The sequence below is a fragment of the Rhodanobacter sp. LX-99 genome, assembly GCF_018599185.1.
Classification (GTDB): Bacteria; Pseudomonadota; Gammaproteobacteria; order Xanthomonadales; family Rhodanobacteraceae; genus Rhodanobacter.
Genome location: NZ_JAHFVL010000001.1, coordinates 2,078,217 through 2,093,971, shown reverse-complemented (window position 1 = coordinate 2,093,971; position 15,755 = coordinate 2,078,217). Strand labels below are relative to the sequence as shown.

Sequence of the window (15,755 nt, the reverse complement as noted above, 5' to 3'; positions counted from 1 at the left end):
GGATGGGCGGGGTACGGCAGACGGCGCGCGAACGAATCATCCCACCCTCAACGTCCATGCCGCGAAAAGGTTGATTGCGGGACTCCACGAAGAGCGCTCCTCCATCTGAAGGACTCCCCGCGGTCGCCCGGCCCTCCCCTGCGAGCAAGGGAGGGAGCAAGGCAAAGCAACTCCTGGTCGGGAGGGGGGGGTGCTTTTGACTTTGCGGCGAAGAATGACCCTTCCCCGGCCCTCCCCTGCAGGCAGGGGAGGGAGCAAGACGGAACATCGGCGGAATCACGCCGCGCTGCTGGCCTGGGCGTGGTTCAGGGCGCGCCGCTCGCGGCGGGCGGCCAGCCAGTCGGAGAAACGTTCCATGTACAGGTAGATCACCGGCGTGGTGTACAGCGTGACCAGCTGCGACAGCAGCAGGCCGCCCACGATCGACACGCCCAGCGGCCGGCGCAGTTCCGCTCCGATGCCGTTGCCCAGCGCCAGCGGCAGCGCACCGAGCATCGCCGCGGCGGTAGTCATCATGATCGGGCGGAAGCGCAGCAGGCAGGCGCGGCGGATCGCGTCGCGCGCGTTGAGGCCGGTGCGCCGCGCCTCGATCGCGAAGTCGATCATCATGATCGCGTTCTTCTTCACGATGCCTATCAGCAGCACGATGCCCACGATGCCGTCCACCGACAGGCTCATGCCGCAGATGATCAGCGCCAGCAGCGCGCCGACACCAGCCGGCGGCAGCGTGGAGATGATCGTCAGCGGGTGGATGTAGCTCTCGTAAAGCACGCCCAGCACGATGTAGATCACCACGATCGCGGCCAGCAGCAGCAGTACCTCGTCGCCCAGCGAGGAGGTGAACTCGGCGGCCTTGCCGACGAACTCGCCTCGGATCTGCGGCGGGAAATTCAACTGCCGCTCGACCTCGTGGATCGCCGCCACCGCGTCGGACAGCGAGTAGCCCGGCGCCACGTTGAACGCCAGCGTCACTGCCGGCAACTGCTGCTGGTGGCTGACCACCAGCGGCGCGCTGGTGACCTGGGCGCTGACCAGCGAGGACAGCGGGATGGTGCCGCCGCCGCCGATCTCGAAGCCGATGTTGCCGGTGTTGCCGATGCCCGACGGAGTCGCCGAGTTGCTCGACTTCAGCTGGCCGAAGCTGGTCGCGTTGCTGCCGGTGAGCGCGCCGTTGCCGTTGCCGCGCACGGTGAGCTTGTTGAGCAGGTCGTCGCTGCTGCGGAACTCCGGCGCCACTTCCAGCACCACGCGGTACTGGTTGAGCTGGGTGAAGATGGTGGAGATCTGGCGCTGGCCGAACGCGTCGTACAAGGTGTCGTCGATGCTCTGCACCGGCACGCCGAGGCGGCTGGCCTTCTCGCGGTCGATGGTCAGCTTCAGCGCGTTGCCGTTGTCGGCCAGGTTGTTGTCCACGTCGGCCAGCTCCGGCCGCTGGCGCATCGCCTGGGTCATCTGGCTGGCGTAGCCGGCCAGCTCCGACGATTTCACCGCGGACAGCGAGTACTGGTATTCGGTGGCGGCGACGCGGCTGTCCAGGGTCACGTCCTGCACCGGCTTCAGGTACAGTGCCACGCCGGGAATGCCGGCCACCGCGTGCTGCAAGCGCGGCAGCAGCTCGTCCAGGCCGTCGCGGTCGCCGCGGTCCTTCAGCACGATCGAGAGCTGGCCCTGGTTGAGCGTGGGATTGATGGTGCCGGCGCCGATGAAGGCGGCCACGCCGGCCACCGCCGGATCCTTGCGCAGCGCCTCGGCGACCGCCTTGGTGCGGTCCTCCATCTGCGGGAAGGCGATGTTGTCGTCGGCCTGCACCACGCCGGTGATCAGGCCGGTGTCCTGCTCGGGCAGCAGGCCCTTGGGGATCACGACGTACAGGAACACGGTGAGCACCACCGCCGCGCCGGCCACCAGCATGGTCAGGCGCTGGTGGTCGAGCACCCAGTCCAGTGAGTTCTCGTAGATATGCACCGTGCGCGACCACACCGTGCGCTTGCCGGCCGCGGCGTGGCGCTCGTGCGCGTCGTCGCCCTCGGGCAGCTGGTCGGGCTTGAGCAGGTAGGCGCACATCATCGGCGTCAGCGTCAGCGACACCAGCATCGAGATGGTCACCGCGATGGTCAGCACCCAGGCGAACTCGTGGAACAGCCGGCCGGTGACGCCGGGCATCAGCAGCAGCGGCAGGAATACCGCCACCAGCGACACGGTCAGCGACAGCACGGTGAAGCCGATTTCCTTCGCGCCGACCTCGGCCGCCTCCTTGCCGTCGCGGCCCTGCTCGATGTAGCGCACGATGTTCTCGATCATCACGATCGCATCGTCCACCACGAAGCCGGTGGCGACCGCCAGCGCCATCAGCGACAGGTTGTCCAGCGACATGCCGGTGAACGCCATCACGCCGAACGTGCCCATCAACGACAGCGGCACCGCCACCGACGGAATCACGGTGGCCCACAGCCGGCGCAGGAACACGAAGATCACGCCGATCACCAGGAACACGGTGAGGATAAGGGTGAACTCGACGTCGTGCACCGAGGCGCGGATGGTCACCGTGCGGTCGGCGAACACGTCCAGATGCACGTCGGCCGGCAGCGCGCTGCGCAGTTCGGGCAGCACGCGGCGGATCTGCTCCACCGTCTGCACGATATTGGCGCCGGGCTGGCGGCGCACGTCCAGCAGCACCGCCGGCTGGCCGTTCGCCCACGCGGCGAGCTGGTCGTTCTCGACGCCGTCGACCACCTTGGCCACGTCGGACAGCCGCACCGGCGAATTGTTCTTGTAGCTGATGATGGTGCTCTTGTACTCGGACGCGTCGCTCAACTGGTCGTTGGTGCCGATCGAGTAGCTCTGCGTCTTGCCGTTCAGCGTGCCCTTCGGCGCGTTGACGTTGGCCTGGGTCAGCGCGCTGCGCACGTCTTCCAGGGTCAGGCCGAGGTTGGACAGCTGCGCCGGGTTCACCTGCACGCGCACCGCGGGGCGCACGTTGCCGGCGATCGAGACCAGGCCCACGCCCTGCACCTGCGACAGCTTCTGCGCGATGATCGAGTCGGCCAGGTCGTTCACCTCGCGCAGCTGGCGGCTGTCGGAGGTGAGCTTGAGGGTGAGGATCGGCGCGTCGGCCGGGTTGACCCGGTTGTACACCGGCGGATACGGCAGGTTGCCCGGCAGCGTGCCCTTGGCCTGGTTGATCGCGGCCTGCACGTCCTGCGCGGCGATGTCGACGTCGCGGTCCATCGAGAACTGCAGGATGATCGTGGACAGCCCGGCGGAGGAATCCGAACTCATCATGGTGAGCCCGGAGATCTGCCCCAGGTTGCGCTCCAGCGGCGTGGTGATCAGCGCCGCCATGGTGCTGGCGCTGGCGCCCGGGTACTGCGTGCTCACCACCAGGCTGGGCGCCTCGATCTCCGGCAAGGCGGACACCGGCAGCTGGCGATAGCCGAGGATGCCGAGCAGCAGCACCGCCACCATCAACAGCGAGGTGGCGATCGGGCGGCGAATGAAGAGGGTCGAGAATCCCATGGCTATCCGTAACGTGTAGGTGCGGGTTCAGCCGCGATCATGGCCGGGGCACGGCCGGTTTCGCACGACTGCGGTGGCGTTGCACTGTCGGCGCGCGGCCGCTCAGCCGCGACGGCGACCGCCACCCTTGCTGCTCTGCTTGGCTTTCTCCAGTTCGGCCGCGGTCGGCGCCGCCGGCACTTCGCCCGGCTTCAGCGCGTTGACCTTGCTGCCCGGCTTCAGCCGGAACTGGCCTTCGGTGACGACGCGGTCGCCGGCCTTGAGGCCGCTGCCGATCATCACGTGGCTGTCGCCCACTTCACCGGCGACCGCCACCGCCTGCATCTTCACCGTGCTGTCGGCCTGCACCTGGTAGACATAGTCGCCGTCCGGCCCGCGCTGCACCGCTTGCGCCGGGATCACCAGGCCGCCGTCGACGGTGCTGACCAGCAGCTGCACGTTGACGAACTGGCCCGGCCACAATTCGTTCCTGTCGTTCGGGAACTCCGACTTCAGGCGGAACGTGCCGGTGCTGGTGTCGATCTGGTTGTCGATCACCTTGAGCACGCCGCCGCTGGCGATCGGGTGCGCATCGGTGCGGTCCAGCGCGGTCACCTGCAGCGAGGCGCCTTTCTGGGCGGCGGCGGCACGCACCATGTCGAGGTTCTGCTCGGGCAGGGTGAACATCACGTTGATCGGATGCAGCTGGGTCAGCGTGACGATGCCGGTGCTGGTGGTCACCACGTTGCCCGGATCCACGTTGCGGATGCCGGCGAGACCGTCGATCGGCGAGATCACCTTGGTGTAGGCCAGTTGCACTTGGCTGTCGCGCACGCTGGCCGCATCGGCGGCCACCATGGCCGCGTACTGGGCGGCCGTGTTGCGCAGGGTGTCCAGGTCCTGTTTCGAGATGTAGCCCTGGGCGGCCAGGTCCTGGCTGCGCGTCAGGTTGCTCTTCGCCGTCTCCAGCAGCGCCTGGTCCTGGCGCTGCTTCGCCGCAGCCTGGTCGTAGGCGGCCTGGTAGGTACGCGGATCGATCTGCGCCAGCACCTGGCCCTTCTTCACCGGCTGGCCTTCGGTGAACTCCAGGCTGAGCAGTTGGCCGCCCACCTGCGGATTCACGGTGACCGTGTTGAGCGCCTGCACCGTGCCCAGCGCGGTCAGGTAGACCGGCACGTTCTGCTTGACCACCGGCACCACGGTGACCGGCACCGGCGGCGTTTCATCCTTGCCGTCCTTGCCGCCCTTGCTCTTGGTGGCGGACTGCGCCGACGCGGTACCCGCCGGGGACGGCTTGTGCAGCAGGCGGAAACCCACCGTTGCCACCACGATCACGGCAATCACGATCAACGCGATCTTCCAAAAACGCGACATGTAAAACTCCTGGATTGAACGGTGCGCCCGACCGGCGCACGACTGCGTAGCATGCGTTTGCGAAATGACGGACGCCTGCCGGGCCATGCCGACACGCGTCTCTCGGGATCAAAGCATAGGGGCAGATCAACGAGCTTGAACAATGCCGGTTGACATGGGTCCGGCATGACCGATGGCAGGGGCGCCGCCCGCTGCAGGGCCATCCGCAGGCACCGCGCGGGCTGCCGCGGCAGGCACGGTCGCCGCGGCGGGTCGCCGCGGAGGCCTGAAACTTGCCGCGCGCTTCGTTTATAATCGCCGACTGTTGCCTGTCCGACCCACGAATCCGGGTCGAACGGCAAACGTGATCCGTGCCGTGCACTCACGCACGGCAATCCGCACCGGGATGCGTCCATCGGGCCGGTGCGACAGCAACAGGCAATTCAGGCAGGTCGGAACAGCCATCGTGGCGCTCCGTCCTGCCCACTGACAGGAGTACGTGCGTGAGCGGTCCCATGAGCAAATCCGATCAGAGCGTCTTGCGCCAGTTCTCGATCATGATCGGCGGTCTGGCCGTGCTGACGGTGGTGCTGATCTTCGCGGCGCTGGCGATCCACGACCACGAACCGAAGGAAACCAACCCGAAGCAGCCAGCCAAGGTTGCCGCGCGGATCGCGCCGGACGGCGCCGTCTACGCCGGCAATACCGGCCGCGCCGCCATGCAGGCCGCCGCCGATGCCGCCGCCAAGGCCGCCGCCTCGCAGGTTGCCTACGGCGGCACCACCGACGGCAAGGCGATCTACGACCACCTGTGCACCAGCTGCCACGGCTCCGGCGTCGCCGGCGCGCCGAAGACCGGCGACAAGGCCGCCTGGGGTCCGCGCCTGGCGCAGGGCATCGACACCCTGGTCAAGCACGCGATCGAGGGCTACCACGGCCCGGACGGCAACTTCATGCCGCCCAAGGGCGGCAACCCGGCGCTCACCGCCGAACAGGTGACCAACGCCGTGCACTGGCTGGCTGATCAGGCGAAGTAACTTCGCCTGATCCGGCAAGCTTTCGCCAAACGCCGCCTTCGGGCGGCGTTTTCGTTGGCCCCCTCTCCCCTCGGGAGAGGGTTGGGGAGAGGGTACGGGCCCACCCGCGCTCCACCAAAGCAAAAGCAAAAACCCGCAGGCAGCATTCTTTTTTTCCCCGTTCCCGCTTCGCGTGGAAAGGGGGCTCACCCCACGTGCGCCTCGACCCACGCCCGCGCGAACTCCCGCACCTGCGGGAAGAACGCCTCGAAGCGCGGCTGCAGCTGCGCCTCGCGCTGCTGCAGCACCGGCAGCGCCGAGGCCAGCGGATTGGCGCGGCGCAGGCGCTGGCCGATGCCGCCCAGCGCCTCGCCCAGCAGGTCGTCATCGGTGTACGCCGCCGGCAGGTCATGCGTCTCCATGTAACCGCGGAAGCGCCGCAGCTGTGGCGGCAGCAGCGCGTCCTGCCGCCACAGCAGGGCGCGCAGGGCGGCGGAATACTCCGGCAACGGCTGCGCACTCCAGCGCGGAAAATCGCGCGCCAGGCAGCGGTCGAACCACATGTCCAGCAGGATCCCGGCATAGCGTCGATACGGCGATGGCAGCAGCGCCTTCGCCGCCAGCACTTCGGGATGGGCGTCGGTGTACACGTCGATCGCCCGGTGCAGGCGGATGCCGGCGATCACCCGCGACGGGAACAAACTCCCGTCCGGCTGCCCGTGCACGAAATCGCCCAGCATTCCGCCGAGCTGCAGGGCCTCGTCGTCGCCGGCCAGCAACGCATGCGCCAGGTGGTTCATGCGGAGCGTCCGCGGCAGCCGATCCGCCCGGCGGTTATCATCGTGCACATGAATCCCACCGAGCTCTCTGCCGAACCTGCCAGCTTTCCGGACGTCGCCGCCAGTTTCATGCTCGATGGCCCCGCCGGCAAGCTCGAGACCATCAGCGACGTCGCCGAGCCCGCCTGCGCACGCCGCGGCGTGGCCGTGCTCTGCCATCCGCTGACGATCGAGGGCGGCAGCATGCACAACAAGGTGGTGACGATGGCCGAACGGGCGCTGCGCGAATCCGGGCTGGATACGGTGCGTTTCAACTTCCGCGGTGCCGGCAATTCGCAAGGCGACTACGACACGGGCCACGGCGAAAGCGACGACCTGGCTGCGGTGGTGGCCTGGGTGCGCCGCATGCGCCCGGACGATGCGCTGTGGCTGGCCGGCTTCTCGTTCGGCAGCTACGTGGCCATCGCCAACGCGGTGCGCCTGCGCGCCGATGCACTGATCAGCATCGCGCCGCCGGTCGGGCGCTGGCCGTTCGAGGCGATCGCGTTGCCGACCTGCCCGTGGCTGATCGTGCAGGGCGAGGCCGACGAGATCGTCGAACCGCAGGCGGTGTTCGACTGGGTCGAGACGCTGGCGCACCGGCCCGAACTGGTGCGCATGCCCGAAACCAGCCACTTCTTCCACCGCCGGCTGATGGATCTGCGCGGCGCGATCAAGCACGCGGTGCACGGCTGGCTGCCGCCGTTGCGGCATGGCTGACGCCTACCCACGCTCCATGAGTGAAATCCCCTCGCTCGCGCCCAGCGCGCGCTACCTCGAAGGCGTCGCCGCGCACCGCTGGGAGTCCGACCCGACCCAGCTGGCGCTGCTGCCGGAGTTCGACCGCATGCACGCGGCGCTGTGCACCGAGCCCGCCAGCGGCAACGGCAACGGCCTGTTCGGCCGGCTGAAATCGCTGCTCGGCAACGACCCGCCCGAGGCGGTCGCGGGGCTGTACCTGTGGGGCACGGTCGGCCGTGGCAAGACCTTCCTGATGGACCTGTTCGCGGCCAGCCTGCCGCACGGCGTGGCGCTGCGCCGGCACTTCCACCGCTTCATGGGCGAGGTGCACGAGAGCCTGCGCGCATTGGGCGAGCGGCAGAGTCCGCTGGTCGAAGTCGCCGCCGACATCGCCGCGCGTTGCCGCGTGCTGTGCCTGGACGAGTTCCTGGTCAACGACATCGGCGACGCGATGATCCTGTCCAACCTGCTCGACGCGCTGTTCGCGCGCGGCGTCACCCTGGTCACCACCTCCAACACCGCGCCGGCGAACCTGTACAAGGACGGCCTGCAGCGCGCGCGCTTCCTGCCTGCGATCGCGCTGATCGAACGGCACTGCCACGTAGTCGAGATGGCCTCCTCGCGCGACTGGCGCCTGCGTGCGCTGACCCAGGCACCGGTCTACCTGACCCCGCCCGGCGCCGAGGCGCATCGCGCGCTGGAGCGCATCTTCGCCAGCCAGGCCAGCGGCAACGTGCAGGAGGATGGCGTGCTGCACGTCAACAGCCGCGACATCCCGTTCCACAAGCGCGCCGACAACATCCTGTGGTTCGACTTCGCCGCGCTGTGCGAAGGCCCGCGCGCGGTCGCCGACTACATCGCACTGGCCAAGGCCGGCCCGGCGATCATCGTGTCCAACGTGCCGCAGTTCACCATCTACAGCGAGGACGCGGCGAAGCGTTTCGTGCAATTGGTCGACGAGTTCTACGACCGCCACGTCAAGCTGGTGCTGTCCGCCGCCGCACCGATCACCGAGCTGTACGACGGCGAACGCCTGCGCGCCGAGTTCGGCCGCACCGAGTCGCGGCTGATCGAGATGCAGAGCGAGGAGTACCTGGCGCTGGCGCATCGCCCGGAGTGAAGCGACGGCTCACAGCGCCGTCGCGCTACCGGCCTGCGTCCGCTGGAAGCGGCGGTGGTGGATCAGCAGGCCGCTGAAGTAGGCGATGTAGTAGCCGACCAGCAGGCCGATCACCAGCATGGTCAGCGGACTGGAGGCGTAGCCCGCCGGGTACGCGCCGGCCTGCGCCGCGGCCGGGTCGTGCTGCATCTGCGGCCACAACACCAGAAAGCGCCAAGCCAGCCGGCCCAGCAGCAGCGCGGTGAGCAGCGCACCGATCCACGGGTTCGGCACATAGCAGTCGCCCTTGACCGGATCCACCTCGAAGCGGGTCAGGCGCAGGCCGAGCAGGCCCAGCGCGCCACCGACCAGGATGCCGCCGAGCAGGCCCTCGGCCAGTGCGACGTGGTGGAATCCGCTGAGCGCAAGCAGGCCGCCGATGATCGCGAACACCACGATGCGGAAGATCATCCGCTTGCGCCGGATCGGCTGGCGGCCGAACTGGCGGCTGACGCGGCGCCACACGATCCAGGCGAGGATCGGCAGCATGACGAGGTAGTTGGTCAGGTGCGCTGGCATGGCGTGATCCGGTGGAGAGCCGGCCGCCAGCTTAGTGCGGCAGACCCATGCGTAGCGACTGACGATTGTCACCCTTTGGAGCGGGGATTCGTAGAGGCAAAAGCCCGCCAGCGGGTGGTGCAGCTGTGTTTTTGCGAATCCCGAATCCCCAATCCCGAATCCCGGCCAAAAGCTACTTCGCCCTGCCCTGGTTCGCCACCGCGGCCATCTTCGCCGCGATCGCGTCGGCGTCGCCGAGGTAGTAGTGGCGCAGCGGCTTCAGCGCGTCGTCGAACTCGTACACCAGCGGCACGCCGTTGGGGATATTGAGCTCCACGATCGCCTCGTCGGAGATGACGTCGAGGTACTTCACCAGCGCGCGCAGCGAATTGCCGTGCGCCGCCACCAGCACGCGCTGGCCGGACTTGATCGCCGGCGCCAGCACCTCGTGCCAGTACGGCAGCACGCGCGCCACGGTGTCCTTCAGGCATTCGGTGTCGGGGATGTCCTTCGGATCGAGCGCCGCGTAGCGCGGATCGTGCACCGACTCGTTGGCGGCCCGGTCCAGCGGCGGCGGCGGGATGTCGTAGCTGCGCCGCCAGATCTTCACCTGGTCCTCGCCGTACTTCGCCGCGGTCTCGGCCTTGTTCAGCCCGGTGAGGCCGCCATAGTGGCGCTCGTTGAGGCGCCAGTCGGTGAGCACCGGGATCCACATCAGGTCCATCGCGTCCTGCACGCCCCACAGCGTGCGCACCGCGCGCTTGAGCACCGAGGTGTGCGCCACGTCGAAATGGTAGCCGGCTTCCAGCAGCAGCCGGCCGGCCTCGCGCGCCTCGGCCATGCCCTGCTCGGTGAGGTCGACGTCGGCCCAGCCGCTGAAGCGGTTGTCGAGGTTCCACTGCGATTGGCCGTGGCGGATCAGGACGAGCTTGTGCATGGAGGCGCCCAACAGTGATGAGTAAATCGGGAATGGTGCCGGCCGGCCCCCGGCAGCGTCAAATGCGGCCCCTGCCACAGGTCATGCCAAACCCTCGGCCCGCTGGCTGCATCCTAGTGCTTGTACCCATCCACTGAAGACTCAAGGAGATTGCCATGCGTCGATTCCCGACGATCCTCATCCTGGCCGCACTGGCGCTGGGCCTGGTCCTGCCGCCGCTGGCCGTCGCGCAAGACAACGACATCGACAAGGTCAACGGTTCGGTGCAGGTCGCGGCCGGGCAGCAGGCGGGCGATGTCAGCACCGTCAACGGCGCGGTCCATGTCGGCGACGGCGCCAGCGTGCACGAGGCCAGCACCGTCAACGGCGAAGTCGAACTGGGCGACAAGGCGCAGGCAACCGAACTGGGCACGGTCAACGGCGCGATCAGCCTGGGCGGCGCCAGCCGGGTCAGCGGCAAGGTGAACGCGGTCAACGGCAGCATCCATCTGGCTCGCGGCGCCGAAATCGGCGGCCGGCTGGAGAACGTCAACGGCGCGATCGTGCTGGACGGCGCCCACGTCGCCGGCGGCATCGGCACGGTCGGCGGCGACGTCACGGTCGGTGCCGACTCGCGCGTCGAGGGCGGCATCCTGGTCGACAAGCCGAACAGCGGCTGGTTCCACTGGGGCAGCGACCGCAAGCCGGTGATCGTGATCGGCCCGCACGCCGTGGTGCAGGGCACGCTGGAATTCCGCCGCGAGGTGGTGCTGAAGGTCAGCGACAGCGCACAGATCGGCCCGGTGAAGGGAGCCACGGTGGAGCGATTCCATGGGGATGCACCGTAGGCCGCGACCCGGCATTCGTCACCACAACCGAACAACCGACCCATTGCAGCGAGCCATCATCCGGGGCTCGCCGGGAGACTGCCATGAACACCCAAATCGCCGTCGCGGTCGTCGCCGCGGCGCTGGCGGGTTGTGCCAGCGCGCCCATGAATCGCGACGCACTTCACCGGCACGCCGAACGCAACTGCCGCGTCCAGTCCGCCGTGTCGAAGGCTTATGCGATTGACAGTACTGGCGCAAGCATTCGTAGCGTCGCCTATGTCCGTTGCCTGCGTGCCGCTGGTTTCACGGCTGAAATCTGAGACGGGCGGGCGCTACGCCCAATCCCGCGGCTTCAGGTATTCCGCCAGCTGCGCCTCGGGCGAACCCGGCTCGGGCTGATACGCGTATTCGAAGCGCACGCGTGGCGGCAGGCTCATCAGGATCGATTCGGTGCGCCCGCCGGACTGCAGGCCGAACAGGGTGCCGCGGTCGTAGACCAGGTTGAACTCCACGTAGCGGCCGCGCCGGTACAGCTGGAACTCGCGCTCGCGCTCGCCGTATGGCGTGGCCTTGCGGCGCGCCACGATCGGCAGGTAGGCATCGAGGAAACCCTGGCCGACCGCCTGGGTGAACGCGAAGCAGCGCTCGAAGCCGCCCTCGTTCAAGTCGTCGTAGAACAGTCCGCCGACGCCGCGGGTCTCGTCGCGATGCTTCAGGTAGAAGTACTCGTCGCACCACTGCTTGTAGCGCGGATAGACGTCCGCGCCATACGGCGCGCACAGGTCGCGCGCCACCGTGTGCCAGTGCCGCACGTCCTCGTCCACCGGATAGAAGGGGGTGAGGTCGAAGCCGCCGCCGAACCACCACACCGGCTCCACGCCTTCCTTGCTGGCTTCGAAATAGCGCACGTTGGCGTGGGTGGTCGGCACGTGCGGATTCTTCGGGTGCAGCACCAGCGACACGCCGGTGGCGATGAAGCTGCCGCCGGCCAGCTCCGGCCGATGCGCGGTGGCGCTGGGCGGCAGCTGGTGGCCGTGCACGCGCGAGAAATTCACCCCGGCCTGCTCGAACACCGCGCCGTCGCGCAGCACGCGGGTGCGCCCGCCACCGCCGGCCGCGCGTGTCCACGCGTCCTCCTCGAAGCGCGCGCCGCCGTCGGCCTGTTCGATCGCGGCGCAGATGCGGTCCTGCAGTTCGCGCAGGAAGGTTTCGGCCCGGTTGGCTTGCTCGCTCATCGCCCGACTCGTCGATTCAATGGCGCAAGCTTAGCAAGTGCCCATGCACGAACGGCTGCGGCGCGGCGCCGCGCCGGGCTGAGCCAGATCAGCCGGACGAATCAGCTGATCCGCGCCGCCATCCGCCGGTGTCCGATCAGCTGCGCCCAGCGCAGGCCAAGGTCGATCCACATCAGATAGCTGGCCTCGAGCAGCAACAGGCCGAGGTAGCGCCGCTGCCGCGGCAGCGCCGGTTCGGCGGCCACCGGCAAACCATCGAAGCCGAGCCGGCGCGCCAGCAGCAGGCAGCGCGCCAGGTGATAGCGGCTGGTCACCAGCGCCACCGGCGGCAGCCCGGCGTCGCCGGCCTCGGCCAGCAGCAGGCGGCGCGCGTGGCGCAGGTTTTCCAGCGAGTCGACCGAATCCTGCTCCAGCTCCACCCGCACTCCGCCGGCCAGGCCGTGCCGCTGCAGCCAGGCCTGGCCGGCGGCCGCCTCGCTGCACTGGCCGCCGCTGCAGCCGCCGAGCAGCAGCAGGTGGTCGGTCTGTCGCTGCTCGGCCAGGCTCAGCGCACGGCGCAGGCGCTGCTGGTAGTCGTGCTCGGGCACACCGCGCTCGAGCCGGCGGCCGAACACCAGCGTCACCATCCGCCGCGGCGGCGCCAGCGGGCTGCGCAGGGCGACGCGGCAGACGTGGATCAGGTAGCCCAGCCAGACCAGGCCCGCGCTCAGCACCAGCGCCAGCACGGTCACCAGCGCGGCATGCTGCACGTCGCGGTCGCGCAGGTAGAGCCAGGGGCTTCGGGATACAGGCATGGGGAACGTGAAATGGCAGCGGGATGAGCCAGCTTAGCCGGCCGCGCTGTTCGCGGCATCCTCATGCCGCCATGGTTACGCTGAATACCCGCTTGGCGTGGGCCAGCCGCAGGCTAGGCATTCCGCGGGGTCAACGTTAGGCTTTCCTGATGCCCATTCTCATGACACCCCTCGCGGTCACCGCGTATACCGCCACTTCCGCCATGGGCAGCGGCCTTGAAGCGCAGCTCGATGCGCTCGAACACGCCCGCAGCGGGCTGCGCCCGAACGACATCAGCAGCGCGCCGCTGGCCTGCTGGGTCGGCCGCGTCGACGGCGTGGAAGACGTCGCCCTGCCCGCCGCCCTGCGCGCATGGGACTGCCGCAACAACCGGCTGGCCTGGCTGGGCCTGAACCAGGACGGCTTCCTCGAACGCGTGCACGCCGCACGCACGCGCTACGGCGCCGACCGCGTGGCGCTGCTGCTGGGCACGTCCACCGCCAGCATCGGCGCCACCGAGGAAGCCTATCGCCGGCTCGATCCCGACGGCGGCTTCGCCGACGACATGCTGCGCCCGGCGATCCACGCGCCGCACTCGCTGGCCGCCTTCGTCGCCGCCGCGCTGGAACTCGACGGCCCGTGCCTAACGGTTTCCACCGCCTGCTCGTCCAGCGCCAAGGTGTTCGCCAATGCCGAACGGATGATCCGCCTCGGCCTGGTCGACGCGGCGGTGGTGGGCGGCGTGGACACCCTGTGCGACAGCGTGCTGTTCGGCTTCAACGCGCTGGAGCTGGTGTCGCCCGAACCGTGCCGCCCGTTCGACGCCGCGCGCAACGGCATCTCGATCGGCGAGGCCGCCGGCTTCGCGCTGCTGGAACGCACCGGCGTGGCGCCCGACGCGCCGCAACTGCTCGGCTACGGCGAGGCCAGCGACGCGCACCACATGTCCACCCCGCATCCGGACGGCCTCGGTGCCGAGCTGGCGTTGCACGATGCATTGGCCCGCGCCGGCCTCGATGCGGCCCGGGTCGACTACATCAACCTGCACGGCACCGCCAGCCAGAAGAACGACGAGGTCGAGGCGGCGCTGGTCGGCCGCGTCTTTCCGGCCACGACGCGGGCCAGCTCGACCAAGGGCTTCACCGGCCACACGCTGGGCGCGGCCGGCATCGTCGAGGCGACCATCGCGCTGCAGGCGATCGGGCACGGCCTGGTGCCGGGCAACCTCGGCGGCGACACGCCCGACCCGATCTGCGGCGCGCAGTTCGCCTGGCGCAACGAACGCCAGTGCGTCGACGTGGCGCTGAGCAACTCGTTCGGCTTCGGCGGCAACAACGCCTGCCTGGCGTTCGCCCGTGCGGGATTTGCGGCATGAATACGCTGCGCGTCCACGTCGAAGGCGTCGGCCTGTGGTCGCCGCAACTGGCCGACTTCGCCGCGCTGCGCGCGCTGCTGGCCGGCGCCACCCCGCCAGCGCCGCCGCCGCGACCGGCCGCCGCCAGCCTGCCGCCGAACGAACGCCGGCGCGCGCCGGAAAGCGTGCTGCTGGCGGTCGAGGCGGCCGGCCAGGCGGTGGCGATGAGCGGCCGCGATGCCGCCGCGCTGGCCTGCGTGTTCGCTTCCGCGCATGGCGACCAGGCGATCACCGACTACATGTGCGCCACCCTGGCGCAGGCGCCCACCGAGCTGTCGCCGATCCGCTTCCACAACTCGGTGCACAACGCCGCGGTCGGCTACTGGACCATCGCCACCGGTTGCCACGCGCCGTCCACCGCGATCTGCGCCCAGCGCGCCAGCTTCGGCGCCGCGCTGCTGGAAGCGGCCAGCCAGGTATTGGCCGAGCAGCGTCCGGTGCTGCTGGTGTGCAGCGACACCGCCGGCAGCGGCGCGCTGGCCGAAGTCACCGGCTGCGCGCAGGCGTTCGGCTGCGCACTGGTGCTGGCGCCGCAAGCCGGCCCGGCGACGCTGGCACGGCTCGACCTGCAACTGGGCACCGCGCCCGCCGACGCGCCCTTGCCGGAACCGCTGCATGGGTGGCGCGCCGGCAACCCGTCGGCCGCCAGCCTGCCGCTGCTGGCCCTGCTGGCCACAGAGGGCGGACACTGCGAACTGGCCGTCGCCGCTACACTCGGCTTGCGGATCGACATGGAGAACGTCGCTTGAACACTGCCGTGGCGCGCTGGTGCGTGCTGATTCCCTGCCTCAACGAGGAGGCCGCGATCCAGTCGGTGGTCGAATCCGTGCTGGCGCTCGGCGCGCCGGTGATCGTGATCGACGACGGCTCGGACGACCGCACGCCGGAGATCGTCGCCGCGCTGCCGGTGACCCTGCTGCGCCACGACGAACGCCGTGGCAAGGGCGAGGCGCTGCGCCATGGCTTCCGCGAGGCGCTGCGGCAAGGCTACGAGGCGGTGCTGACGATGGACGGCGACGGCCAGCACCTGGCCAGCGACATCCCGCGCATCGTGGCGGCCGCCGCACAGTACCCCGACCACATCGTGATCGGCGCGCGCCTGCTCCATCGCGAACAGCAGCCGAAGGGCCGCCGCCGCGCCAACGCGGTCGCCGACTGGGGCATCTCGTGGGCCTGCGGGCAGCCGATCGCCGACACCCAGAGCGGGCAGCGCTGGTATCCGCGCGCGGCGCTGGACCTGGTCGACCTGCCGGCGGAGAACTTCGTGTTCGAGGCGGCGATCCTGATCGCCGCCTCGCGCGAGAAAAAGCTCGGGGTGGTCTCGGTGCCGATCGCCTCGCGCTACCACGGCGCGTTCCGTCCCAGCCACCTCAAGCCGGTGCGCGACGTCACCCGCATCACCACCTATACGATCGGCCAGGTCCTCCACTACGGCCACATCGTCGCCAGCCATCGCCGCTCGCGCGCGGCGCCGCTCATCGTCGACGACGGCACGACGGCCTGACG

At 69.3% G+C, this 15,755-nt stretch carries 15 protein-coding genes; 8 read left to right on the top strand and 7 right to left on the bottom strand.

The features are described 5' to 3' along the window. Positions 1-276 precede the first annotated feature (276 nt). Together KK131_RS09650 and KK131_RS09645 are read right to left on the bottom strand one after the other, a co-directional pair. A complete protein-coding gene (locus KK131_RS09650; RefSeq protein WP_214556428.1) occupies positions 277-3,516 on the bottom strand; it encodes an efflux RND transporter permease subunit in 3,240 nt (1,079 codons plus the stop codon). A gap of 102 nt (positions 3,517-3,618) precedes the next feature. After that, a complete protein-coding gene (locus KK131_RS09645) occupies positions 3,619-4,869 on the bottom strand; it encodes an efflux RND transporter periplasmic adaptor subunit (RefSeq protein ID WP_214556427.1) in 1,251 nt (416 codons plus the stop codon). 494 nt (positions 4,870-5,363) lie between these two features. On the opposite strand from KK131_RS09645, the gene KK131_RS09640 reads away from it, so the two are divergent. Beyond that, positions 5,364-5,885 carry a c-type cytochrome gene (locus KK131_RS09640; RefSeq protein ID WP_214556426.1) on the top strand — a complete coding sequence of 174 codons (522 nt, stop codon included), beginning with the start codon at positions 5,364-5,366 and terminating at the stop codon, positions 5,883-5,885. A gap of 185 nt (positions 5,886-6,070) precedes the next feature. Here KK131_RS09640 and KK131_RS09635 read toward each other — a convergent pair whose 3' ends face one another. Beyond that, the gene (locus KK131_RS09635) at positions 6,071-6,664 is read right to left on the bottom strand and encodes an ACP phosphodiesterase (protein ID WP_214556425.1); all 594 of its coding nucleotides are present in this window, start codon (positions 6,662-6,664) and stop codon (positions 6,071-6,073) included. Between the two features lie 48 nt (positions 6,665-6,712). On the opposite strand from KK131_RS09635, the gene KK131_RS09630 reads away from it, so the two are divergent. Next, complete coding sequence (locus tag KK131_RS09630; protein WP_214556424.1) at positions 6,713-7,402, top strand: alpha/beta fold hydrolase; 690 nt, start codon at positions 6,713-6,715, stop codon at positions 7,400-7,402. 16 nt (positions 7,403-7,418) lie between these two features. Continuing rightward, positions 7,419-8,543: a cell division protein ZapE gene (zapE, locus tag KK131_RS09625; protein WP_214556423.1), complete on the top strand. Its 1,125-nt coding sequence runs from the start codon at positions 7,419-7,421 to the stop codon at positions 8,541-8,543. A gap of 9 nt (positions 8,544-8,552) precedes the next feature. Here zapE and KK131_RS09620 read toward each other — a convergent pair whose 3' ends face one another. Together KK131_RS09620 and gpmA are read right to left on the bottom strand one after the other, a co-directional pair. Continuing rightward, positions 8,553-9,101 carry a DUF1453 domain-containing protein gene (locus KK131_RS09620; protein ID WP_214556422.1) on the bottom strand — a complete coding sequence of 183 codons (549 nt, stop codon included), beginning with the start codon at positions 9,099-9,101 and terminating at the stop codon, positions 8,553-8,555. A 172-nt stretch (positions 9,102-9,273) separates the two neighbouring features. Beyond that, positions 9,274-10,017, bottom strand: coding sequence for a 2,3-diphosphoglycerate-dependent phosphoglycerate mutase (gene gpmA / locus KK131_RS09615; RefSeq protein ID WP_214556421.1), 744 nt, complete (start codon positions 10,015-10,017; stop codon positions 9,274-9,276). Positions 10,018-10,172: 155 nt separating this feature from the next. On the opposite strand from gpmA, the gene KK131_RS09610 reads away from it, so the two are divergent. Then, positions 10,173-10,844, top strand: a complete 672-nt coding sequence (locus KK131_RS09610; RefSeq protein ID WP_214556420.1) for a hypothetical protein — start codon at positions 10,173-10,175, stop codon at positions 10,842-10,844. Between the two features lie 83 nt (positions 10,845-10,927). Continuing rightward, positions 10,928-11,146, top strand: a complete 219-nt coding sequence (locus KK131_RS09605; protein ID WP_214556419.1) for a hypothetical protein — start codon at positions 10,928-10,930, stop codon at positions 11,144-11,146. A gap of 12 nt (positions 11,147-11,158) precedes the next feature. Here KK131_RS09605 and hemF read toward each other — a convergent pair whose 3' ends face one another. Continuing rightward, the gene (gene hemF, locus KK131_RS09600) at positions 11,159-12,061 is read right to left on the bottom strand and encodes an oxygen-dependent coproporphyrinogen oxidase (protein ID WP_214556418.1); all 903 of its coding nucleotides are present in this window, start codon (positions 12,059-12,061) and stop codon (positions 11,159-11,161) included. A 101-nt stretch (positions 12,062-12,162) separates the two neighbouring features. Beyond that, a complete protein-coding gene (locus KK131_RS09595; protein ID WP_214556417.1) occupies positions 12,163-12,855 on the bottom strand; it encodes a YdcF family protein in 693 nt (230 codons plus the stop codon). A 161-nt stretch (positions 12,856-13,016) separates the two neighbouring features. Between KK131_RS09595 and KK131_RS09590 the strand changes: the two genes are divergently transcribed. Genes KK131_RS09590 through KK131_RS09580 form a run of 3 tightly spaced genes read left to right on the top strand, consistent with a single transcriptional unit; the run spans position 13,017 to position 15,753 of the window. After that, the gene (locus tag KK131_RS09590; protein WP_214556416.1) at positions 13,017-14,210 is read left to right on the top strand and encodes a beta-ketoacyl-[acyl-carrier-protein] synthase family protein; all 1,194 of its coding nucleotides are present in this window, start codon (positions 13,017-13,019) and stop codon (positions 14,208-14,210) included. Then, positions 14,207-14,998 carry a beta-ketoacyl synthase chain length factor gene (locus tag KK131_RS09585; RefSeq protein ID WP_214556415.1) on the top strand — a complete coding sequence of 264 codons (792 nt, stop codon included), beginning with the start codon at positions 14,207-14,209 and terminating at the stop codon, positions 14,996-14,998. Before KK131_RS09590 ends, KK131_RS09585 begins: the two co-directional genes overlap by 4 nt. After that, positions 14,995-15,753, top strand: a complete 759-nt coding sequence (locus KK131_RS09580) for a glycosyltransferase family 2 protein (protein ID WP_214556414.1) — start codon at positions 14,995-14,997, stop codon at positions 15,751-15,753. Before KK131_RS09585 ends, KK131_RS09580 begins: the two co-directional genes overlap by 4 nt. The last annotated feature ends 2 nt before the right edge of the window (positions 15,754-15,755 follow it).